Annotated in this window: 10 protein-coding genes; all 10 read left to right on the top strand. The window is 36.8% G+C overall.

The window, feature by feature from the left end; genetic code table 11:
- Nucleotides 1-160 precede the first annotated feature (160 nt).
- The 10 genes from QM491_RS16790 (at nt 161) to QM491_RS16835 (ending at nt 25,429) form a co-directional block, all read left to right on the top strand.
- Nucleotides 161-1,345 carry an SGBP N-terminal domain-containing protein gene (locus QM491_RS16790; RefSeq protein WP_283328747.1) on the top strand — a complete coding sequence of 395 codons (1,185 nt, stop codon included), beginning with the start codon at nt 161-163 and terminating at the stop codon, nt 1,343-1,345.
- A 30-nt stretch (nt 1,346-1,375) separates the two neighbouring features.
- Entirely contained in the window at nt 1,376-8,554 is a 7,179-nt protein-coding gene (locus tag QM491_RS16795) for a SprB repeat-containing protein (RefSeq protein WP_283328748.1), read from the top strand.
- Nucleotides 8,555-8,604: 50 nt separating this feature from the next.
- Nucleotides 8,605-10,413 carry a TonB-dependent receptor gene (locus QM491_RS16800; RefSeq protein WP_283328749.1) on the top strand — a complete coding sequence of 603 codons (1,809 nt, stop codon included), beginning with the start codon at nt 8,605-8,607 and terminating at the stop codon, nt 10,411-10,413.
- A 26-nt stretch (nt 10,414-10,439) separates the two neighbouring features.
- On the top strand, nt 10,440-15,590 hold the full coding sequence (locus tag QM491_RS16805; protein ID WP_283328750.1) for an MAP7 domain-containing protein: 5,151 nt from the start codon (nt 10,440-10,442) through the stop codon (nt 15,588-15,590).
- 137 nt (nt 15,591-15,727) lie between these two features.
- Entirely contained in the window at nt 15,728-17,752 is a 2,025-nt protein-coding gene (locus tag QM491_RS16810) for a fibronectin type III domain-containing protein (RefSeq protein WP_283328751.1), read from the top strand.
- Nucleotides 17,749-21,240, top strand: a complete 3,492-nt coding sequence (locus tag QM491_RS16815; protein WP_283328752.1) for a fibronectin type III domain-containing protein — start codon at nt 17,749-17,751, stop codon at nt 21,238-21,240. The genes QM491_RS16810 and QM491_RS16815 overlap by 4 nt, the downstream gene beginning before the upstream one ends.
- Entirely contained in the window at nt 21,215-21,997 is a 783-nt protein-coding gene (locus QM491_RS16820) for an SH3 domain-containing protein (RefSeq protein WP_283328753.1), read from the top strand. Before QM491_RS16815 ends, QM491_RS16820 begins: the two co-directional genes overlap by 26 nt.
- A 202-nt stretch (nt 21,998-22,199) precedes the next feature.
- On the top strand, nt 22,200-24,038 hold the full coding sequence (locus tag QM491_RS16825; protein ID WP_283328754.1) for a hypothetical protein: 1,839 nt from the start codon (nt 22,200-22,202) through the stop codon (nt 24,036-24,038).
- Nucleotides 24,035-24,685 carry a hypothetical protein gene (locus QM491_RS16830; RefSeq protein WP_283328755.1) on the top strand — a complete coding sequence of 217 codons (651 nt, stop codon included), beginning with the start codon at nt 24,035-24,037 and terminating at the stop codon, nt 24,683-24,685. The genes QM491_RS16825 and QM491_RS16830 overlap by 4 nt, the downstream gene beginning before the upstream one ends.
- A 45-nt stretch (nt 24,686-24,730) precedes the next feature.
- On the top strand, nt 24,731-25,429 hold the full coding sequence (locus tag QM491_RS16835; RefSeq protein WP_283328756.1) for a WG repeat-containing protein: 699 nt from the start codon (nt 24,731-24,733) through the stop codon (nt 25,427-25,429).
- Nucleotides 25,430-25,625: the final 196 nt, after the last annotated feature.

The following is a 25,625-nucleotide window of genomic DNA, read 5'->3' on the forward strand; positions in this document are numbered from 1 at the left end:
CTACTTGTATACGATAATTTATTGACCGTTTACTTAATTATACTTTATTTTCGATACCTATTTATAATAATTAAGTCTCAGCATTAAGAGATTAATACAGGAAGTTGCAATCTTTGTTTCTTTGAGCTTTGCTTTTAAAAACCACATTTAACTTGTTATTATGAAAACAAAACTACATTTATTGTTAGCAATTATACTTTTATATGCCTGCAAATCTAATGAAGATATAGTTGTAACTACTCCAACGATTAGCTCGATTTCTCTAGAAGGAGTTAGTGTTCTTCAAACAGATATATCCAATACTCAAAAGAAAATAACTATTCGGGTTCCATATCAAACAGACTTAACGTCGATTGCACCCACCATCAAAACCCTAAATACTGTAACTATCATACCTTCTGAATTAGTGGCTCAAAATTTTACACGGGCTGTTTATTACACTTTGATATCAGAGTCAGGACAAAAGGTTATTTATGAAGTTAGCGTAATTACCATGGAGCAGCCAACACCAGTGATTACTAATGTAAGCAAGGATACACTAGAAGCAGGCAAGCAAGCTTTGGTAATAGGCCATTATTTTGGACTCAACCCTACAGAAGTTCAAGCATCATTAGTTAACGCTAGTAAGGAGACCCAATTAAAAACAGAATTGATAGATTCACTACATATACAAATTTACCCACTAGATGATTTATTACCAGGCACTTACACACTTTCTTTGAAAATAAAAAACAAAACAACTAATTATAATAAACCAATAGTAATAGAATATCCTACACCTCAAATTGATTCTATCGATTATTGGAATGCAATTCAAGAAGAGAAAATTAGAGTATTTGGAAAATACTTTTCAAAAAATTATACCTATCAACTAATGCTAGTTGGAAAAGATGAGAAGAAATATTCTCTTGCAACTACTTCAAATGACAAGATAATTGAATGCCAGATTCCAAGCTCAGTGAATCAAGGAGAGTATTCTGTGAAGGTTATCAATCGTACGTTAAAAAAAGAAAGTAGTCCAACAATTCTTCCTCTTACTATATATCGTAACGATATGCCCTATCTGATTGATTCAGAAAAAATTACAGAAAACAGTGTTAAGCAAGGTAAAACAGTAACGTTTTCCACCTTAAACTTTGGAAAAATTACTTCAAGGTTCTATCAAATTCAACTAGAAAATGAGACTGTCTCTATAATACAAAATGCCCTTTATAATGCTTCAAACAATCGTTTGAGTTTTGAAATACCCCAAATTAAAGGGGCATATCATGTAAGTCTCATATTAAGTGATGAAAGTACGATCCTCTACAGGATTAATACTCGATTTACGTTGACAATTGAATAATTTTATCAATTTCTTTTTGCTATTATATCAATGAAAAGATTACTACTCCTGTTAGTGTTTAGTTTTACACTAGTAAAAATTGGTTTGTCTCAAGTAAACAAACCCGTTTTGGATTTAAAAAAATTTACAGATCGAAGTCTTATTGTTAGACAAATGCTCTCAACAGATAGAAACTGTTATGAGTTCTATAAAAATGGCATAAAGCTGATTGAGGGACAAGATTATTTTATTGGACCGGGGTATCCCAATTCCTTTTATTATGTAGGGGGCGGCACACGTGGGGGATTCTATAGTGTTGCGATAGAGTTCGGTTTTTTTAAACCAAACGATGTACTTACTGTAAAGGATATATGTCGAAATGAAATATCAGATCCTATCGTTGTAACCGACGACTATGTGTATGTTGAAGTACCTAAGGGCAATAGTTATTCTAGTAATGGGATAGATGCTACTTATTCGCAGCCTGCCTATGATAAGCTTTCGAGCCCTGTGGTAGTCGGAAAATGTGAGCCCATTTCTATTAATTCCCATGTATTGATGGCGACTGTTATCGATATTACCACGGAATCACCAATAAGCTTAGGAACTTTTAAAGTAAATGGCTCTAATATTACTACTGGAGGCTTTTCGAGTTATTTTGCAGGGAATCCAACTAGTTACCAAATCTCATCAGGACAAGTAATAACATCAAATTTTTTGAAGCTCACAGCCAACGCCTACTATTCAGGATCTACACCATATTCTATTGAGTACAAGCATAATGGTAGTAATACTAGCGGATTTGATTTCACCTTCGGAGTAGGAGGAGTGCAAGTCCGCTTTATTACTAATAACAGTTTTGAAATCTGGAAACGTAATTATTTGGGAGATTTTGATATTAGTCATTTTGATGGTGATTTTAGCAATAGTACCTATAAAATTAGCTTTGATGAAAGTTCCTATCGTATCTATGTCGATGGTGTAGAATATGGCAAGCTTGATCGATTTGTGAAATATACAACCACAACAGGTAGTTTAGATAATAGCTCTGTATTGCCTTATCGTACAGGCGTAAAACTCAATCCTTCTAGTTCAGGGATACATTATGTAAGTGCTACAATCGATGGGGTTTTAAATGTATATCAAAAGCTACTAGTAGTTGAGGATATTTCTTTATCAACTACAGTTGTCAATTCTGGATGTGCTGGGGTCAACTCAGGTAGCATTAATGTATTAACCAATGGAGGACAAGAGCCATTTAGCTATTCCTTAAATAATGGAGCTTTTCAATCAAGTAATATTTTTTCAAGTTTAGCACCTGGGAGTTATACAATTAAAGTAAGAGATGCTTCTGGCTGTGAGTCAACAATATCCGCGATTGTAAGTGGTAATAGCCCCCTGTCATTATCTAGTTCAGTACAAAATGAAACGTGTTTTAACCAAAAAAATGGGCGAATTACCTTTTCTGCTACAGGAGGTTCAGGTATTTATACTTATTCGATAGATGGTCAAAATTATATTTCTAATAATGTCTTCGATAATCTGTCAACAGGAACTTACGCAGGATATGTTAAAGACCTAAGTGGCTGTATCAGTACTAATCTTGGACTCAGTATTAGTGCTGATAGCAAACTTTTACCTCCATCCGTTATACCTTCGAATGTGACTTGTTTCGGAGGCAACAATGGTAGTTTAAGTATTAATACCTCCAACTCGATACCCAACGGAAGTATCCAATATTCAGTAGATGGAGGAGTAAATTTTGGGGCATCTTCCCAAATACAAGGTCTATCAGCAGGTAATTATCAAATCATCATCAAAGACAATCTTTGTAATGCAACTACTTCTGGAACCATTAGTCAACCTAGTGAAATAATTCCAGCAGTGAATATTCAAAATCAAATATCTTGTAACGGACAAAAAGATGGAGCCCTTTTATTAGGTGCTTCAGGGGGCGTTTCTCCTTATGAGTATTCTTTGGACAATACCAATTATTCGAGCAACTCAACCCGAAGTAATTTAGGTGCAGGCAACTATAAAGTATGGATAAAAGATGCTAATGGGTGTATCAAAGAATCAGGTATCACTACTATCTCAGATCCATCAGTATTGATAGCCACACTTCAAAGCAAACAAGATATAACCTGTAATGGTAACAGCACTGGGCAAATAATGCTAGGAGCACTTGGAGGCACATTGCCTTACAGCTATAAGCTCAGTACCCAAGCCAGCTATAGTTCCAATAATACAATCTCAGACTTAAAAGCTGGATTATATACAGTGCAAGTGCAAGATGGTCACCAATGTGTAACCAGTATGCAAGTTGAATTACTAGAAGCCAGCAGTATTGTAGTAAGTGTCACTCAGAAGCAAGATATACTTTGTAATGGGGCATCAACAGGTCAACTTACCGCTCAGGCCTCAGGTGGAAACGGAGCTTATACATATAGTCTAGAGGGAACTAATTATCAAAGCAATAATATTTTCTCGGGGTTAAAAGCAGGTGCGTATTCGATTTATGTAAAAGATATTACAGGTTGTGTTAAGATTTTGCAAGGTAGTAATAGCACCTTGACAGAACCCTCAGCCTTAGAAATGACTCTTCAAAGTACAGCGGTAAAATGTAACGGTGAGGCAACTGGCTCAATTACAGCAAATGTTGGTGGTGGAGTAGGAGGCTATCTCTATTCGATAGATAATGTCAATTTTATTACGTCAAATCAGTTTACAAGTCTCAACGCAGGGAATTATGTTATTTCCTTAAAAGACGCCAACAACTGTACATTACAAAAGAGCGTACAGGTTACCGAACCAACAGTACTTACAGCCAATCTAGATATTCTTAGTCAAGTCCTTTGCTTTGGAGGAAACTCGGGCTCTATAAAAGGTTTAGCCTCTGGAGGAATCGGACCATATCAGTATTCTTTGGATGGTAACGCTTACCAAAATAATGATATATTTAGCTCTTTGTCCATTGGAGAGTATAAGCTATGGATAAAGGACGCAAATGCCTGTATAACAACGAGTACAAGTAAAACTGTTACTCAGCCCACAGATATTACTTTTACAATTAATTCGGTATCAGCAGTAAAATGCTATCAAGGCAACGATGGTGCGGTAACACTCCAGACTACTGGCGGAGCTGGAAATTATAGCTACTCAATTAATGGGAGTGCTTATCAAACGGTCAATACTTTCAATAATTTGACAAATGGAACCTATTCATTTGTTGTAAAAGATGGGAATAATTGTCAAAAATCTGTTCAAACGACTGTATCCCAACCCGCTCAAGCCTATACAATTTCTTTGGCTTCGACAGAGAACCTTTCTTGTTTTGAAAATAAATCAGGAAAAATAGTGGTTAATAGTCAAGGTGGAACCGCGCCTTACTGGGTTGGTTTAAGTACAAACAACTTACAAGCTAATCCTAGCTTTGAGCAGTTAACTGCGGGTAGCTACTCCGTTTATGGTAAGGATGCAAACAACTGTAGTTTTAGTCTTGGAGGAATTAACCTAACCCAGCCTTCGGATATTTCATTTTCAACCCTAATGAAAAAAGATGTAGACTGTGACTACTACTCAAAGGGAGAAGCCAAAGTTTTGGCAACAGGTTCAAACGGAGGATTTAGCTATATGCTCAGTGGCAACAATAGTCTTGGAAACTCTATTAACCCTATTAGTAATACCACTGGATACTTCAATGAGCTTGCCTCTGGAGACTATCGTGTAACAGCTACTGATGTGAGAGGGTGTAGTAAGAATTATACAGTTACTATTATTCCCAAAAATTCAAAAATAACTTTTGATGTCAATAAATCATTTCCAAGTACCTGTAATTCTAATGATGGAGTCATTACCATAACGAATGTTCAAGGAGGTCGAAATGGATACAACTATCAATTGTCAACCCAACAGACAGCTTCACCTAATTCCCAATTTTCAGGCCTATCCTCTGGAACGTATGTGATTACCGTTAGCGATGAGCTGTGTTACTATAGAAAAAATATTGACCTTTCTGCTCCAAATGGAATTAGGGCTAATTATCAGGTTTCTGGAATCAATTGTACCAATTCGGATGGCAACATTTCGGTTATCAATGTAACAGGAGGAAATGGCGGTTATTTGTATAAATTGAATAATAATCCCGAAACCAGTAATTCGACCTTTAACAATCTTTCACCAAATATATATGCGATTGAAATCAGAGATACCCCACAAAGCTGTAAATATGTATTGAGTGTAGAACTAAAAGAACAGAATCGAGCAGACTTACAGTTGACAAATAAATCTGACGTACTTTGTTTTGGAGGAAACTCAGGCATCATTGCTGTAAGTGGAAATAATAATCAATCACCTTTTCAGTATAGCATAAATAATGGCGTTTGGCAAAGCTCAGGTAGATTCGAGGGTTTGAGCAAGGGTACCTATAAATTATCGACTATCAACGCCTTGGGGTGTCAAGATAGTCTTCATATCATAATTTCAGAACCAGCCTTATTGGTAGAGAGTCTATCCAAGACAGATAATCTCTGCTTTGGAGATGCAACTGGTAAAATTTTTACGAGTGCAACAGGCGGTGTTTCTCCCTACCATTTTTCAAAAGATAACCAAAGCTATCAAAGCGAAACGAATTTTGAGAACCTCAAAAAAGGAGATTATACGATATGGGTAAAAGATGCTAACAATTGTATAAGTACTAAAACAATTACTTTGATAGAACCCCCTCAACTGATAATCAATCCATATTATCAAGATACAATTCGTTGCTTTGGAGAAACTAACGGCGTCATATCCATTCCTACACAAGGAGGTACTCCAACGTACAGTTATTCCTTGGACGGTACAAATTATATCTCAAATAATAGCTTCGGCGGTTTAGGAAAAGGCAATTACACTATTCATGTAAAAGATGCAAATCAATGTAAAACAGAGAAAACCTTAAACTTGACCGAACCTAATCTATTAGAAATAACACAGAAGGATTTTAAAAATCCTTTATGTTATAAATCAAAAGATGGTATCATTGAAGTAGTATCTACGGGTGGTAATAACGGTAATATTTATACTATTGATTACCAAAACCGTAGCCAAAATAGTACCTATTTCAACAATCTTCCCGACGGTACGTATTCCGTAAAAGTGACCGACCGAAAAGGCTGCTTAGCGATAGTTAGTAATATGGTATTAGCAGAGCCAAGTAAAATCAAAACAGTGAGTGTTGGTACTATGCCATTATGTTATGGGGATGGCAATGGCAAAATAAACATCGCAGTAAATGGAGGAACGCCGAATTACCGCGTAAATTTTGAAGGGCTTATCAGTGAGGTCAATGGAACAAATTATACAAAAGAATTGTCTAATTTATTTGCAAAAGCATACACCTTTTATGTGCTTGACAGCCATAATTGTGTAGATACAATAAATTACACTTTGACACAACCTACACAATTACAAAATAAGATTACCATCAAAGAAAATGACTGTTTTGGAGACTTGACAGGACAAGTTCAAGTACTTGGTTTACAGGCTACTCCACCTTACCGTTATTCGCTTCAAAATCAAGAAATAACAGAGACTTTTGAATCAACGGGTATTTTTTCTAAGCTAAAATCTAACAACTATATAGTAACAGTATTCGATTTTAATAACTGTAAATTAAGTACTACAATCAAAGTAGCTCAGCCTGACAAGTTAGTAATCACACCAATTTATCAGGATACTATTAGATGCTTTGGGGAAAACAATGGCGCTATTTTGTTGAAAGTAACTGGCGGTATAAAGAGTTATATCTACTCCAAAGACAGTACGAATTACTTTAGTGATAGTTTATTTACAGGACTAAAAGCTGGGCTTTATAATTTTTGGGTAAAAGATGCCAATAAGTGCCTAGCCACCTCTCAACTATCAGCTACAGAGCCAGCCCTTCTAGACTTAAGTCTATTATCAAAATCTAATCCATTATGTTTAGGTGAGTCAAATGGAATTGTGCAACTAAAAGCTACAGGAGGAAATGGTGGCAATATTTATTGGCAAGATAATGCAACCAAGCAATCAAACGACCGATTTATAGGTCTAACTCAAGGGCAATACACCTATAAAGTAGTGGACCGCAAAGGTTGCCAAGATACAGTTCGATTAGTCGAACTCAAATGGCCTTCAGCAGTATTGGCACAAGTTAGCAAGTCTATACCTATTTGTTATGGTACAAACACTGCTAAGCTCAATGTGCAAGCATCTGGAGGTGTTGGTGCATTTACGGCCATATTAAGCAATACCAATTTAAACAAAACCATCGCATTAAACAGTGGAAAAGGAGTATTTGATTCACTGAATGCAGGAAACTATCTTGTCAAAATCAAAGATGCTAATGGCTGTCAATTACAACTGACCAACACCATTCAAGAAACAGACAGTCTAGAAACTTTTACATTAGGATCGGGTAAAGGAGCAGACACGCTTTGTATTGGACAAAGTATTACGCTGGATGCAAAAAATAAAGGGAAAAATATTCGTTGGTATTTTAACGGTACCGAAGGTGTAGATGAGCTAGCCCGTGCAAATCAATCTACCTATACCATAGTTTCTCCAGGTATTTACAAAGTATCAGTATCTAACAAAACAGGATGTATGGTCGAGAAAAGCTATACCCTCACAAATAGCAAAAATGCACTGAAGGCAGATTTTATCCTTGCGACTCAGGCGTTTGTTGGGGATACAGTAGTTGTTTTAAATACAACAAAGCCTGCTCCAGATAAAGTAGTTTGGACTCCTCCATTAAATAGTATTCAGCTTAGTGAAACGAATAGCAAGCTTACCTTCATTCCAACTCTAGCAGGGAATCTTTCTGTTACATTACGAGCATTCGCAGGAGTTTGTGATAATGTGCTCACTAGAACAACAAACATATTTACCCCAGATAACATTGATCAAACTGATTCTTTGTATCACTACAGAGATTATCCTGTCACTACATCAGCACTATATCCCAATCCAAATCAAGGTAGATTTGAACTGAGTGTGAAAACGAAATTTCCAGTTAATATCAACATTTCAATTGTTCGAGTATCAACAGGTGAAACTGTTTATAATGCTGTTCATACGCCAACAAATCAAAACCTAAATAGTACTAATGTCTACAACTTTAACCTTTCCTTGAGGATAGGAGCTTATAGTTTAATTCTTGAAAGTGGTAAACAAAAAATCTCAAAGCTTTTGATGATAACCAATTAAGTAAGCCTACATATACAAAATGAAAGTTTTAATATTTAACCTAACACTTCATGAAAAAACACCTTCTTAAATTATTGTTTTTGCTCTTGGCCAATCAAGTGATAGTGATAGGTCAGGATGTTGGTGAATTAAAAAAGTTAAAGTCTCCAAAACAAATGTTGAAAGGAAAGGGAATTTCTATCAAGGGTTCATTGTCGGGTACCTATAATATGTATCATGCAAATGGATTAGAAAATAGACAATCTCCCTATAATTATATGTTTACTGGAAATTTCATGATTGACATTTTTAATAAAATAAGAATGCCTGTGTCTTTTAGCTATATTAATCAACAGGCTTCCTATGTCAATCCATTAAGTACTAGCAACTTGATGCCATTTGGTCAGCCATTTAATAGAATATCACTAAAGCCAAAATATAAAAGTGTACAGCTTTTTCTGGGAACAGTATCCCAAACTTTTACACCTTATACTCTTGCAGGGCATAGGTATCAAGGAGTTGGTTTGACATTCAAAGATAAAGATTTCCCCCTTTATGGAAGTTTAATGTTTGGTACGCTTAATCAAAAGGTTAACCCCGATACGATAAGCCCCAACAAACCCAGTTATCAAAGAAAAGGTATGGGGATTCAGTTAGGGTATAAAATAAAGCAGGATTTTATTGAATTGTCTATGTTCTCGGCTAGGGATAGTTACCAACCTGCCGATATGATTCTAGACAAGTACAATCTGACTCCAATGTCGAATATGGTATCGTCCATTCGATTTGCAAAACAATTAATCAAGAAGTTTGTTTGGGAGACTGAAATGAGTGTATCAGCCCTTAGCAGTGATATAAGAGCTGTCAAAAATACAAATGAAAACTTCTTTAAATCATTTGGAGGATTATACAATACTAATGCCAGCACTAGCTATTTTAAGGCTATCCACTCTTCCATTAACTACAAATCAGAGTCTTATCAGGTTGGAGCTGAGTACAAGCGTATAGATCCCAAATATCAGACTTTTGGTAGTTATTATTTTGTTAATGATCTGGAGCTGTTTGGTGTAAAGGCAAGCGGACAAATGCTTGATAAAAAGATTTCTTTGATGGGTGAAATAGCGCAACAGCATGATAATTTAGATCAAACAAAACCTCAAACCTCTAACCGAATTGTAGGCTCACTGAGTGTTGTTTATGCACCCAATGATAAGGTAAACCTCAATGCGTCTTACTCCAACTTTACTGCTTACAGCAATTTTAATCCGTCTTTGTTGTATTTGGCAAAAGCTAGACCATTGGAAGCACTTGATACACTCAATTATCGACAAGTAAATCAGAATATTCAGGCCAATGCACTTTGGCAACTCCCCTCGAATAACGCCAAAATACATCATCAATTAACCAGTTCTACCGTCTTTCAGTTGGGTAACGATGTATTGGGAGGGGCAAATAACAACAATCAACTCGAAAATATAAATCTAACATACGGGAGTACAAATGAGATACTTAAGCAAAGTTGGAGTGCTGGTATTAATTATACCCAAGTAACAGCTCCTACGCTAAGTACTTCGCTTTGGGGGCCTATGTGTTCAATTGCCAAATCATTTTTAAAAGAAAAATTGAAATTGAGTTTGTCAGGAAACTATACTTTTTCAAGTACGCTAGCAATACTATCAAGTGCACAAAAAGCTAATATGCTGACAACTCGTTTGAGTTCTAATTATGCCCTCAGTCCTAATGGAATACTTCAACTAAATGCTAGCTTACTAAGTAAGCAAAGTCCGTCGAACGAAAGTTATGGAGCCAATTTTACTGAACTAAGTTTCAATATTGGTTATCGTCATACCTTTTCTGTAGTTGACTTGAAATTCAAATAAATGAATCACACTAAATCATTGTTTCCATGAATAGATTTTTATTAATAATCCTGAGTATATTCATTGCAAACAGAATAGCATGGGCTCATGTCTCTGAAAATGAAGGCATGTTACCTGTAAAGGAATACTCCTTGTCTGATTGTGAGAAATATGGCTTAAAACCTGTTGACTTTGGCAACGGGCAACTATTAATGCCTAAAAATGATGGTATAAATTATTTTGTAGATGTCAACTCCAAATATACACCCCAAAAGGTAACTGCCGAGGACGTTCGAAATACGATTGATAAACTTCGTAAAGCTGGGAAGGTAGTAAATGATATTCTTAATGTTCATTTAGTAAGTGATCTCCCTGTAGTTATCCAAAAGGAATTGAACGGGGTATCTTACGACATATTACTTAACGCATTGGTATTTACACCTACAGGTAATAGTATCTCGATGAATGCAATGATTAGTACATCTGATAATTATTTTGCATTTGAAGGACAAAATATCAGATTTACAGGTCAAGGAGGCATCGAAAGTGGAAGCTTGAATTTGATGCTTGATAATAATCCTGGGATTAGTAATGTCCAGCTAGGATCAAAGCTTAGTTTAAAGATTACAGGAGGCGGATTTAGTTTTGGATGTAATGGATTTGAAGATTTTTCGATTATTGGTAAAGTCATATTTGATAGGAGCTTAATTGTCCCTGAAAATACCAATGGTGATATAATAACAGGAAATGTTCAATCAGATTTTAGACTCGAACATGTCCGTGACTTCAATGATTTAATAATTGATATTTCGATGCAGCCATTCCAGTTGCCTAATATGGTAGGATATGGTTTTCAAGTAAAAAATGCCATCATCGATTTAAGTTCGCAGGCCAATGCCTCTAACTTTTTATTACCAGCAGAATATACGTCAGCTGTAGATGGTCCTTTATGGAAGGGCGTTTCTATTGGAAATATCGAAGTTCGATTTCCTAAAGAGTACAAAAATCGAACTACAAAGAAACGGATTATCATAGGTGCGAATAATTTACTCATTGATAAAAATGGACTTTCTGGGGAGATATATGGGAAAAATATCATGCAAATCAAAGATGGTGATTTGAATGGTTGGGACTATTCTTTGGATGATGCTCGTATTGTTCTAGTAAAAAACCAAGTCAAATCAGGTACTCTAGAAGGGCAAATTCGTCTATCTATTAGTAATGAAAATCGCCTTTTAGGGTATCATGCAGTCATAGATCCTACTCGAAACTACTATAATTTTACTGTTAGCACAGATAAGAATTTGGAATTTGAGTTTTTGAAAGCTTCGCAAGTAACTCTTAAGCCAAGCTCTTCGGTTAGTCTTACGCTCGAAAATGGAGAATTTGTAGCAAGTGCTATGCTCCATGGACAGCTCGACATTACTGCTAGTCAAGTTTCGTTAGAGCGATATGATTTTGAGCGATTATTTATTTCCACACGAGCACCATACCTTTCAATTGGGTATTTTGGGGGTGGTTCAGGGAAAGAATATAAACTTGGAGGATTTCCTATATCGATTCAATCTCCCATAATAGGCGTTTCAAACAATGAAGTATCCGTTGGATTTGGTGTAAAAGTTAACCTTGACAACATTGGTATTGAGGCGACAGGAGGCTTCACAATACAGGGGATATTTGTAAGTGAAAATAATCGACATTTTTGGCGAAATAAACGTTTCGCTCTCAACAAATTGAGTGTTTCGGCAGATTTGGCTGTTGGGCATTTTGCTGGTGAGATAGATTTTTTTCAAGATGATCCTATATATGGGAACGGTTTTGGTGGGGCCGTAAAGCTAAGTTTGAATACTCCTTCGGAAATGGAGATTGCAGCAATGGCTGTGTTTGGAAAAACACAAGACCGATATTGGATGGTCGATGGAGAGCTAAGTAGTGGGGGAGGTATTGCAGGCTTATCTATCAATTTACTCGCTGGAAGTCTTTACAAGCACATGAAAGCTGTCCCTAATGCCAGAGGGCCAAGAACTATCACTGGTGCTGTTTACGCACCCGATTTCTCTATTGGATGGGGAGGGCGTTTTGGAATAGGGTTTCAGGCAAGTACAGCCTTTGGAGGTATGGCAGCTTTTGAAATTGAGACTAGAGCTGATGGTTCTCTTCGTCAAATTGGCTTTATTGGTACTGCTGCAATCGCTGGAAGTGATGCGATGGTTAATCAATCTGCCGTTAGAGAAAAATACTATCTACTATGTAACGATTCTGTACTTAGCGCTGTAGGTGGTGTAACTTCTCAATTAGAGAATGATCCTAATGGAACAGACACGAGAGCTGTGTCTGAAAAATTTAGTATCCCCACGAATCTTACGGGTTTCACAGTGAGTGTGATTATGAAAATTAATTTTGATGATCATAGCTTTTATGGAAAGGTTGGTGCCAATGTAAGCGTTGCCAATACTATCCAGTTACAGGGAGTTGGCGCTTTTTTATTTGCACCAAATATATGGTTTGTTCATATTGGAGAACCTCCATTATCAGACAGGATTATTGTTCTGTTACCAAGTCTTCCACAGATTGATGGCTACCTTATGCTAGGTCATGGTATTCCAGAATTGCCCAATCCTGAACCAAATGTATTTACCAAATATCCAAATGCAGGACAAAGAAATAGACTCAATGGAGATGCCGCCATTTTAGGAAAGGGTATTGCCTTTGGTGCAGGGTTACAAGTAGCAGCAGGAGGTGATTATAAAATCATTCGTTGGGATGTAGGGGCTCGTATAGGACTGGATGTAATGCTTATGCGCTACCCTGATGGTGCCTATTGCGAAGGTAGATTTGGCGAAGGAATTGGTATCAAAAACTGGCGTGCTGCGGCACAGGTATATATCTTAGGTTGGTTTCATGCCGCTGCTTTTGGGGCAAATGTCTTAAGCGTAGAACTTGGCGCTATGTTGAGAGGTGCCGCTCCTAATCCTACTTATGGACAAGGTGAAGTAGCCGTGAAGTTTAAAGTTCTATTCACTTCATTCAATTTTGATGTGGGTTTCCAAGTAGGTGACGATTGCGTGGTGGTTGGTGGTTCTGATCACACCACAGAAGAAAATTTAATCAATACCTTTTATCCCTCTAATCTTCAGGAAGTAAATCCTGATGTAATACCTAGTGTTAGCTGTAGTTATGATTTAGAACGTGAAACCATACTTCCCGACATTAGTGGTCGCTTCAGAATTAAAGTGATGGATTATACTATGAATTCAATGTATGGCGCGATTTCAGGAACAATGAGCTTTAATGAAGCCGAACCAACTAAAGTTAGTTTTATTCCTAACCCTCCGTTGCCTGCGTTTACTCCAATTACTCAATATGTAAGATTTCAGGTGCAACAGTTTGAAAATGGAGACTGGAAACCATTTATGTACGAGGGCAAGGTATTGGAAGCTTCGAAATCATCTGCATTTATTGTAGTTAAGACTCGAGAGGAAATGAAGCAGGATGTTGATAACTCAGTACAAGTTGCAGAGAAAGAAGCCGAAAAGATTGTGGTAAAAGAAGAAGAAAAAGCGGAAGAAATAAAGCAGGAGGCTGTAAAGACCATCGATAACGTAGTTGCTGTAGCTGATAGTGCTGCCGATGCCTTAAAGGATGGCTGCGAAAAATGTACAGAGGCTGGAAAAGACTCTGTTACCACTATTATCAAGGATCTTAAAGAGGATATCAAAGATGAGGCTCAAGAAGCTAAAAATAAAATTGACCAGATTGTTACCAAAGCCCTTGCAGATGTAAATGCAAGAATAGAACAAGCCAAAGCCGATGTGAATACTAACGCAAACTCCACCAAAAGTTTGATTGATAATGATGCTAATGTTTGTGAGCGAGAAATTCTTGCAAAAAATCAAGTACTAGCCACTAGTGTAAATCGACTATGCGACAATAATAATACCAGTAATTATAAGCCCTATAATAACGGTCGGGATAATAATTATTCAAATTATAAAACTTTGAATTTAGATAATAGAAGCTACTATATTGATTGCTCTGACACTAAAAGTGAAATCAAAAAAATCCTTAAAGAATCAGCCGACGAAATCAATAGAAACTATTTCCAAATCAGTGCAGCTCGTAGCGCCGAAGCTATTAAGCAAAATAAGGCTATCATGGACAAAGCTCAGCAAGATTGTGATGCAATCATGGCAGCGGCGGCTGGTGCCACTCAGGAGGTTATTAATCAGCTAAGAGCTAGATGTATTGAATTAATTCAGAAGGCATTATCCGAATGTGAAAAAGTAGATGGCTATGAGAACAAAACAGATATGTCTGCTTTAATTCAGCAGTTAACAGGTATTTCTTCTCCCGCTTTGGCTACAACGCCACCCCATACAACTGGCTCTGGAGATAGTGGAAACACCAATACCACACCTCCAACCATAGACAGACCAACTACTGGTACCTCTACTGGTAGTACTACTTTTGTGGACGAAAGTGATAATGCAGGCTCAATTATAGGTGGTGGTACTTCTGGTACTATCTCTACTCCATATACCTCACCTACACCAATAGTTCCTGTTGATTACTCAAGTGACATCAATGATAATTTGCCTTCGGGAATACCCAACAACGATTTGTATGCCCAACAATTGTATTGGCAACAGCAACAAGATGAACAAGCTGCTCGCTTGCAACAAATAGCTGAAGAAAATCAACGTCGATTGGAACAAGAGGAAATACAACGACAACAGCAAGAAGCAATTCGTTTGGCCGAGCAACAGCGTCTTGAAGAACTTTCACGTCAGCAAGAGTACGAACGCGAGCAAGAAGTTCGTAGGCAACAGCAAGAACAGCAACGATTATTTGAGCTACAACAACAAGAACTAGAAAATCAAAGAGTCGCTGTTGAAAGACAAAAGGCTGAGCAGGAAGCTATTCAACAAGAAGAACTCCGTCAAATTGAGCAAGATAATATACGTATTGCCAAGCAAAAGCAAATGGAAGAAGAAGCTCAATTAGCAGAAACTACCCGACTCGCTCAATTACAAGCAGAACAGCTACGCTTGCAACAGCTTCAAGCTCAACAAGCTGCTCAGTTGGCAGCTCAGCAAGCCGCCTACGAAAAAGAACAGGCCATTCTGCGTCGACGAGAAATGTCAGATGATGTCTATCAACCCGTGAGACGAATCTTTGAGATTGCAGAAGAATATTAGAATATCTTTTTGAGCTAAGAATGAGGTACATAAGCTCGTAGGAGATACTTCCTGCGAGCTTATGTATCAATCAACTGCTTTAGAATTACAACATACACTTGCTATCAAATTTAGGTGTTAGCAACCTAACCAAGATTATGATAAAAAAACTTGCTATTTTTTGTATATGCGTGCTTTGGACTTGTGTGGTACAAGCCCAAAGTAAAGATGTTGGAATGATTGCAAAAGTCGAAAAAGGAAAAATTATCCTTCGATGGATGCCCCTTAACTACAAGGCTTGGAAAGAAGGTAACGAGGAAGGTTATACTCTCTTAAGAAGAACCATTGCTAAAGCTGGTAAACCTCAAAATGATGCCCCTTTCCTAGTACTTACCCCTCAAAAGCGTAAGCCTTTGGCTCAGCCATTTTGGGAAAATATGGGTAAAAATAATAAGTTTGCTCATGTGGCAGGCAAGCTTTTGTATGAGCCAGTACCCAGCCATGATACTACTGCTCAAAACCTCAACTTTGCCCTTTGTATGCAAATGAGCTGTATGTCTACAAGCATTGCCAATGGCTTGGGGATGTTATTTGAGGATAAATTAGTGGCTTCCGACGAAGAGTATCAATATGCACTAGTACTTTCAGGCAAAAAACTCGTTTTCCTCGAAGTAAATGCTGCTAAAATTACACGCCTCAAAGCTCCTGCAAATCTTTATGGGGAGTATTCACAAGGGGAGTTTTTTATGCGTTGGCAAATGACTGATGCCCTTATGCATACGGCCTATATACTTGAACGCTCCGATGACGGGGGTATCACTTTCAAAGCTCCCGATCCAAACCCTATCCTAATTTCCCAAGAACCTGACTCTTTGGGTAGGGTGTTTGTGTCAAAATTGGATAAATTACCTAAGCTATATCAAAACTATTTCTATCGAGTACGTGCGGTTACTCCTTTTGGTCAGCTATCCGAGCCATCTAATGTATTAAGAGTATATGGTTATAAAGACAAATTGCCACTACCTAAACTCAGCACACATATTACCCCCAAAGGTGTATTGTTACAATGGAGTTTTCCAGATTCGTTACTCAACGACATTCAGGGTTTTAAGATTTTGCGTGCCAAAAAGCTAGGTGAGAAATACTATCAGTTATCTCCCAAAATGCTGTCTCGCAAATCCAGAAGCTTTGTGGATTCCTTACCTCTTAATAGTGCTTATTATCGTGTTGCATTGCTTGACTATGGTGGCAAAGAAGTGACTTCCTATCCCGAAATGGTGATATTGGACGATACACTACCACCTGATCAACCACGTTGGTACAAACCCATCGTGTCGCCCAAAGGTATTGTAAAGCTCAGATGGAAGGCTCACAAAGAAAGTGACTTTTATGGCTATAGTATTTTTAGAGGTGATACCAAAACACATGAGTTTAGTATCATTACTCGACGAATGATTCAGGATACCGTTTATAACGATACCTTATCGCTCAATTTACTCAATAAAAATGTTTATTATACTATTGTAGCCTACGACAAACGACTTAATGCGTCTACTCATGCCGATACTATATTGGTTAAGCGACCTGATATTATACCTCCTTCAGCTCCTAATTTTACCAATTATGTGTTGAGCGACACCAGTATTGTTTTGCACTGGGAAAATAGTCCATCTGCCGATTTGTTTCAGACCCTGCTTTTACGAAAAAACACCAAGGATACCAGTTATAGTATGTTGGATTGTTTTATGGCAAACGAAAACCTTAAAAGCTTTACCGATTATTCTGCCCAACCTAATACCGAATACGAATACCGCTTGGTGGCTTACGACGATGCGGGACTCAGTAATAAAGAACCTTGTAAAATACAGTTAAGCTTATTGGATTTAGGTTTTGGTGCAAGTATCAAAGACCTAACTATCACAGGCGATAGCCTTACTCGGAAAATTGTCTTTAGCTGGAAATACCAACATCCAGCTATCGATAAATTTTTGATTTACCGAAAAAAAGGAAATGGCTATCTGTCTGAGTATAAATATGTCCCAGCCAGTGTACGCAATTTTGAAGAAACCCAAGTGCTATTGGATGTACCATACAGTTATGCCATCATGGCACTTTATAAAGATGGTCGCACAAGTAAACTCAGCCGTAGCGTAAGTATCACCTTATCTAGTCCACAGAAATGAAACACCTATCCAAAATCCTATTATTGTGTTGGGTACTATTGATAAGTAGTCTAAAAATCATTGCTCAAAACTATCCTGTACAATGTACCCCCATTGTGAGTCCTCCCTATAGTTTGTCTTGGACAGACTATGCCACAAGCACCGAGAAATTTAAGGTGTATCTGTTGCTCAAAGACCTTGAGAAACCCTCAGTAGAAGTTACGATTCGTATTCGACTCAAAGGTTTAGGGGTAGTACTCGAAAACATTCCTGATTTTGTTAGCACCAAGCCCATAGTGCTACAGCCTGGCATACCCCAAATTCTTTCTGGAGCACAGCTCTCTGATAACTTTAGTGCCGACAATCTAGTGGCTCAGGGTATTACTCTAGAGGAGCTCTATCAAGGTACAAACCTTCCTGCTGGCTTTTATCAGTGGGAAGTAACGGCCTATTTGCCCGACCAACGACAAGTATCTAATACAGGAGTAACCTTAATGACGGTGTTTCGGGCACAACCTCCTACCATTACCTATCCTGCCAACAATGCGATACTACCCAATACGGGCTTTCAGAGTATCAATTTTACGTGGGTGTCCAACAGCTATTATTCTGTAAACACGGCACAAGGTACTTTGTACCGATTACGACTATACGAAATCCCTGAAGAGGACGAAGACACCGACCCTAATGTGGTGGTCAACGCTGGAATATTACCAGTGTTTATGACGGAGGTATTGGCTACCAATTACCTCTATAGTAGTAGCGACCCCGTACTTACGCCAGGCAAACGCTATTCGCTGCAAGTGCAGGCGATGGATGTCAATGGCTATGACCAGTTCGAAAACAATGGTTTTAGCCAAGTAGTAGCCTTTACCTATGGCACTCAGGGGCAATTAGCCACTCAGCGATGCCTGCGTCCTCAGGAGGTATCTATCGAGCCCGTAGGCGATGCTGGCGTAGTAGTATCATGGACTAACCCCAACGCCGAAGTATTAGACTATACGCTGAGCTATCGCAAGACAACCGATGACCAGTGGATAGAAAAACAAACCTCCGAGTCGAGTTACACACTCTTGCAATTGCCAGCCTCATCGTATGAGTTTAAGGTATTGGCACGCTGTAGTTATGTAAGTAAAAGTAGCTTTAGCCAGCCACAAGGTTACATCATAGCGCAGGAGCCTATCGACAGCACAATGCAGATAAACCCTCCTAGTAATACCATTGACGAGGATACCGACTATACCAGCGAAACCTATACTGTTAGCGATAGTAACCCAAGCCAGCAGTATCCACCAGCAGTATATCAGGCCGAAACACCCTCAAGCACCACCATCGATATCTTGAACAAACCAATAAGGATTGTGTATGAGACTTCGAGTTTACCCGATAGCCTCAAAAAGAGCCTACCAAGTGGTGGAGCTTTACCACAATTATCCTCTAACGCTACAGTAGAGGAGCTGAAGACAGCACTCAATACCTCAAAGATAGACTGCGCCAGTTATCTAGCTGGCTACACCTGCGGACAGCATGACGCCCCTTCAGTGCCTTCAGGAGACATTATCCAAGTAAAAACAGGGGACGAAATAGCGATAAACTCCATTGCCTTTGAGGTAGTAGACCTCGATGGCTCAGGTAATGGCAAAGGTATTGTGAAAGTGCCGATGTTCAAAAACGCTAAACTTGGGGTTGACTTTAAGAACATCAAAATAGCCAAAGGTGGCTGTGTCGTAGCAGGGCAGGCAGAATTATCTCATATCGATGTAGCCTTACTCAGCGAAGAACAACGCAGAAAGTTGGCAGAAATCTATGCTTCCTACAACCTAGCCCTTACCGTGGCTGACTCGCTAGCACCAGAGATATCTGAGACGATCAATTCATTGTCAGACCTGTACAAAAAAATAGCTGAAAAAACTCAGGCTATTTTAGACAAAGTAAACTCTGGAATGAAGATCAGTAGTGCTGAACAAAAGAAACTGGAGGTTATGAAAAAAAGTGCAAAAGATATTGTCGAAAAACAAGTAATGTATTTTACGGAACGATTTGGGAAAAATGGTTCAGAGGAAATTATCAACCTGATTAATACATCAAGTCAGAGTTGTATGTGTCAACAATATATTGCTCCATCTACCCCATCCAAAGGACCTAACGCAGAATTAGAAGAATGTTTTTTTTATAGTGAAGATTGTACTAAATGCTTACAAGAAGATATAAAAAAACAACAAGAAATGGTTACATTATCAAAAGCAATGGAAGACAAGTTAAATGCTATTAAGGGGCAAAAAATGGAATGTGGATGTGGCTGGAACAGTATAAAGTTAATATGGCAAAGCGTAGGAGATAATGGTGATTGTGAAGAAATCGTTAAGGTAATGAATAAGTTTAAAGAAGATTTACAAACATCAGGTACGGCAACAGTTAAAATTCAATATATGCCCTTTGATACCAACAAACCCCTTGGACAGATATCTATTGGAGATATTTGTATTGATAATTTTAGTTTGGAGTTATTACCCCATGATGCATCAGGAGTACAAGTATACTCTAGCAAAAAAGACCAATATGATGATTCAGCAGTTAAAATATCAGGTAATAGCCTAATATTTAATGACTATCAATCTCCAACCACTAAAACTTTAACCCTTAAAACCGACAATAATGATCAAACAATCCTAGTTGAAAAATGGCTATTTGAGAAGGTGTTCTTCAACAAAGTAAATTCTAATAACGAAAGTAATGATTTGAAGTATCAAAGTGGACGAGAATATGGATGGCTCTCCGCTTCTCAAGAATCTCAAAATCCTTGCGATATTGGATATGATGAAGCAGGTGGGTGTAGTTATGGGAAACATCAAATGGCCGTTAGGACTGGAAAAATTAATGAATTTTTCCTTTGGTTATCTGTAAATTATAAAAATGATTTAAAAGAAACTTATAAAGATATAACAGAGGAAGCTATTAACTTGGCAAAAGATGCTAGCTCAAGAAACGAATGTAAAAATTGTAAATTTACTCAGGTATTTAATAAATTTTGTAACGATGATAAATTTATAAGTTTAGCTCATAAATTTATTGCTGAAAGAAACTATAAACCAGTGTATGATAAAATAATTAGTAACTTTGGCGACACTAAATTATTCAAAAACTTAAATTCTCAAGATGAAGAATCTTTAAAAGAAATGTGTTATTCACTTGGAGTTCAGCATGGAGGAGCTTTTAGGGTTTTTGAAATGGCACTCTTAAAGGATTATACTAATTGTTCAGAATCAGATATATTAGATACTCAAAGTTCTGATTGTTCTGCTTCTAAGTTTCCTAAAGCAAATCCATTAAAATCAGAGAAAGATGAAATGATTATAAATGCGAATAAACTTACAATGACAGAATATATCAAAAGAGTTTATGCTGCTAGAAAATTGTATGTAAAAATGAATAAAGTTGAAGGTTGGAAAAATATGGTAAGAAATAGATATAAAACTGAAGAAAATGAAATTTTTGATAAGATTTATTAATAAGGCTAAAATAGTTTTAGCTCTTACTTTTTCGGTAGTAACTGTGAGTAAAGCACAAAGCATAGAGATTAAATACATTCCACTTCATATAACATATGAAGGCGATAGTATTTCTAAAAAAGCTGAAAATTTTACAATTATTAATTATACACTTATTAATCCTTTAATTGCAAGACAAGTCTATGATAGATCGGAAAAAGAATTCGCTAAAATTAATTCAACTATCTCACATTCTAGAAACAAATGTCAATCTATGATAGAGGCATATGTTTCCAAGAAAACTGATTCTACGTATTCAGGGATATTTTACAATACAAATTCAAATAAAAAAGAAAAAAATATTAGGATAACCCCCAATTTATATAAAACTCAATTTGGGAATAATTTTATTTTCCATAGATGTGTTTGTGTTCCATCGAGCTTATTCGTTTTGGATAAAGATTACCAAGAAATACTTTCAGAATTTAATCTGCCAGGAGGATATACCTTAGAAAAAAATGAAATTATTAGTAATTTTTTTTTAAATAAAGTAAACAATCTTAATCTAAAAGATAGTCTCTCAACTGATAAAATTTTAAAGGCTAGGATTTTAAAAGACAAAGTATATTTTTACTCTAGGCCCAATTTAATTACCAATATATATATCATCAAAGGCGATGAAGTAGAGGTATTAGAAGAGAAAGGAGAATGGCTCAAGATTCGTTATTATGGCAAAAAAAACATCGAAGGTTGGATAAAGCGAAGTGATGTAGATTAGGTTTTCTAAGTAATGTTACAATAGTATTGTTACCCTTAACTCTTAGCGAGTTAAGGGTATTTTTATAAATATTGGCTACACTTGCTGACAACACGACGCCCCTTATGTTCCTTCAGGGGACGAAATAGCGATAAACTCCATTGCCTTTGAGGTAGTAGACCTCGATGGCTCAGGTAATGGCAAAGGTATTGTGAAAGTGCCGATGTTCAAAAACGCTAAACTTGGGGTTGACTTTAAGAACATCAAAGTAGCCAAAGGTGGCTGTGTCGTAACAGGACAGGCAGAACTATCTCATATCGATGTAGCCTTACTCAGTGAAGAACAGCGCAAAAAGTTGGCAGAAATCTATGCTGCCTACAACCTAGCCTTGACCGTGGCAGACTCGCTAGCACCAGAGATATCTGAGACGATAAACAACGTTGGAGAGTTTATCCAAAAGCTCAAAAATGACGTAAGTAATTATGTAGGCGGAATACAGGATGCCAAAAAGATGAAAGCCAACTTTAAGTTTGCCGAAAAGTATGCCGAAACCCTACTGAAAGACCCAACATTACCAGACAGTACACGTCAAAAGCTATCCAATGCCTACCAAACAGCCCTCGAAACAAAGGACTTTTTCTGCAACGGTACAGATTGTAACACCACAAGCAAAGACGGCAAAGGTCCCAATCTCATAGAAGAACTTATCTCCCCACTCTGTGAGCAGAACAAAGCCAAGTTGTTGGCGTTGAATGAGGCGTTGGAAGGTGCATTAGATGTTGTTATTGAGAATGACAACAACCAAATAGAGATAGATAAAACTACAGATAATTTAACCTTGAGTATATGTGAAGAAAAAATAGAAAAAGATAAGATTTATATTCGAACTAATGATAAGTGTAAGCTTTCTGCACTGCTTATAACTAAGCCTGAGGTTACAAATGTTGATATTGCTGTTGAAATAAAAGGTTCAAATAAAGAGTCTATAAAAAAAACCTTTAATATAAAGACAAATGAAAGTCAAGATTTACAACTGGAATCAATGTTTGAAGGAAAATATACTATTTCTTATAAAAAAGATAGCAAAACAATCACAAAATCGTTCTATTTCAGGAATAAGAAATATGATTTTGCATGTACTATTTGTGGAAGAGATTTAACTATAACGGATGAAAATTTTAGTATTTTTTTTCCAAATAGCAAAATATATAGAGAAAACCCAGAAGTTTTAGAATATTTTAATGACGCTCTAAAAAAAGCACAATTCAATACTTGCTATCGTCATGCGCATTTCTTCTCGCAATGCTTTGTAGAGAGTGCTGGATTTAATGCAAGCGCTGAAGGTTCGAAATATGGTATTGATAATTTGTTAGAAACATTCAACAGAAATGCGAATATTGACGGGTCTAAAGACCACTGGTATAAACAAACATTCTGGGATGATAAGGACTATCTAAACTATGTTTTGATGAGAGTTTATGAAACTGTAGCAATAGGAGAACAAGGAACAAAAATCCCTAAAAGTAACGGTTATCGTACCTTCAAATTTTTTAAGAGTATATCAGATACCGTAAGAGTTGTTGTCGCATATGACAATATGCCTAAAAAGGGTACATATAAATCTGTAAGTTTCACAAAGGATAAACAAAAAATAAACAAACAGAATGTCATGAATGTAGCATATGCTAATAAGCTTGGTAATGGGGATTCGAAAAGTGGAGATGGTTATCGATACAGGGGGCGAGGAGCAATTCAGATTACGGGAAAATCAGTGTATTATGGCGTTGGATCAAAATGTAATGAATTATTTGGAACTAATTATGACTTTACATCCAACCCTGATATAGTCACAGAACCCATAACGACTGTTCAATCTGCTGTAGCATATTTCATCTGGAAGGGGAAAGATATTGGTAAAAACATTTTAGAAATCATGGATAAAGATAATTCATTCAATGTAACTAAAGTTGTTAATTCTGCTGGCCTCGAAAAAGAAACTCGAAACCGTAAGTATAAAGATTTTTTAAGTAGTATTTATTTTGATTGTAAACCCAAAAAATGATGAAAAAAATGTTTTTTATGGTAGTTTTTACAATGCAGTTCTATTGTATCATTGCTCAACAACAAAATACTCAAATTTGTAATCAGTTTACAAAATTGAGTGAAAAATATAAGATGATGATTCCTAAAGATTTTTGTATGCCGAACGGATATTTATGCTATTATTTTATCAATGACCGTGATCTAACGTCTGATGGGAAAAATGATTTAGTTATTCATTGGCAAAAATTAAATATGAAAGATGGAGATACAACCTTTGTAACCATATATCAGAGAATTAATGATTCCACTCTTATACACAAAGCCACATTATCCAATTTATATCCCTTATATTTCAAGGAATATGTTTTGGAGTATGCCCCCCCTAAAGATTTAGAAAACATTTTTTCCAAGTTGGCTGAAAATGCACAAAGATTCAAAGTAGAATTTAGAAAAAATGAGATATGGATTGAGCTATTTACAGAAGCGCAAGCAGGGGTTGATCTCTTTTTTAAATATGATACCAACAAGAAAAACTGGTATTTAATCAAAGAGGTATATTGGTTTGGTGATAATTTAAGGATGGAAAGAAAAATTCGTGAAACAAAAACTATAAAAAATGGGATGTCTATTCAGCAATTCAATATGTTTGACTACTTAGACGATTGAGTAAAAGTGCTACACAAGAATTATTTAAACAAAAATACAAGTAAAATGAGAGAAAAAAATATCTCAATCGCCCTACTTACCATCATGGTTTATGAAGCCATTGCACAGTTACCGCTTCTAAATACAAGTGGTGGAGCGGACATTCTATCAGAGGCGCTTATGGAAATTTTTGTGTATGTGCATTTTTTTGCATTACTCGTCATTTTTATAGTTAGTGTACTTCGTAGAAAGCTAAATAAAGGGATCTTGATTCAATTATTATTTGTTCTCTCTATATTAGTAGGAATGTTTATTTGGAATAGAATACAATGGTATCGGCTACCTAAGCAAGAGCGAGACAAACTCTTGGAGTATGAAAAAGAACAAAAAAATGCTTTGTATAATGTTGGATGTGACAATGGAAAACTATGCTTTCAGAACCATAAAGGAGAAATAGTTATACCCTGTATATACGATGCTGGAAAGCCTTTTGTAGATGATACAATTACTTGTGTTGCAATAAAAGGTAAATGGGGGTATATTAATAGAACAGGAAAAACATTGATACCATTTCAATTCGATGACGCTGATAATTTTTATGAGGGGCTTGCGGCAGTAAAGCAAGATAATTTGTGGGGTTTTATCAATCTAAAAGGTAAATGGGTGATAGCCCCAAAGTATGAAAAAATAATACAGCCATTTCAAAATGGTAAAGCACTTGTTCAAATCAAGGACGATACTATAAAAATAAATTACCCTCGGTAATGGGTAATGTTACAAAAGTGTTGGTACCCTTAACTCTTAGCGAGTTAAGGGTATTTTTATAAACATTGGCTACATCTGTGGACAGCATGACGCACCTTCAGGAGACATTATCCAAATAAAAGCAGGGGACGAAATAGCGATAAACTCCATTGCTTTTGAAGTAGTAGACCTAGATGGCTCTGGTAATGGCAAAGGT

The sequence above is a fragment of the Flectobacillus longus genome (assembly GCF_030056705.1).
In the GTDB taxonomy this organism is placed as follows: Bacteria; Bacteroidota; Bacteroidia; order Cytophagales; family Spirosomataceae; genus Flectobacillus; species Flectobacillus longus.

Excerpts from the sequence above, each read along its gene's own strand:
- QM491_RS16820 (WP_283328753.1), top strand. The coding sequence starts at position 21,215 with ATGAAATTTTTGATAAGATTTATTAATAAGGCTAAAATAGTTTTAGCT.
- QM491_RS16815 (WP_283328752.1), top strand. The coding sequence starts at position 17,749 with ATGAAACACCTATCCAAAATCCTATTATTGTGTTGGGTACTATTGATA.
- QM491_RS16805 (WP_283328750.1), top strand. The coding sequence starts at position 10,440 with ATGAATAGATTTTTATTAATAATCCTGAGTATATTCATTGCAAACAGA.
- QM491_RS16825 (WP_283328754.1), top strand. The coding sequence starts at position 22,200 with ATGTTCAAAAACGCTAAACTTGGGGTTGACTTTAAGAACATCAAAGTA.
- QM491_RS16835 (WP_283328756.1), top strand. The coding sequence starts at position 24,731 with ATGAGAGAAAAAAATATCTCAATCGCCCTACTTACCATCATGGTTTAT.
- QM491_RS16800 (WP_283328749.1), top strand. The coding sequence starts at position 8,605 with ATGAAAAAACACCTTCTTAAATTATTGTTTTTGCTCTTGGCCAATCAA.
- QM491_RS16810 (WP_283328751.1), top strand. The coding sequence starts at position 15,728 with ATGATAAAAAAACTTGCTATTTTTTGTATATGCGTGCTTTGGACTTGT.
- QM491_RS16830 (WP_283328755.1), top strand. The coding sequence starts at position 24,035 with ATGATGAAAAAAATGTTTTTTATGGTAGTTTTTACAATGCAGTTCTAT.
- QM491_RS16795 (WP_283328748.1), top strand. The coding sequence starts at position 1,376 with ATGAAAAGATTACTACTCCTGTTAGTGTTTAGTTTTACACTAGTAAAA.
- QM491_RS16790 (WP_283328747.1), top strand. The coding sequence starts at position 161 with ATGAAAACAAAACTACATTTATTGTTAGCAATTATACTTTTATATGCC.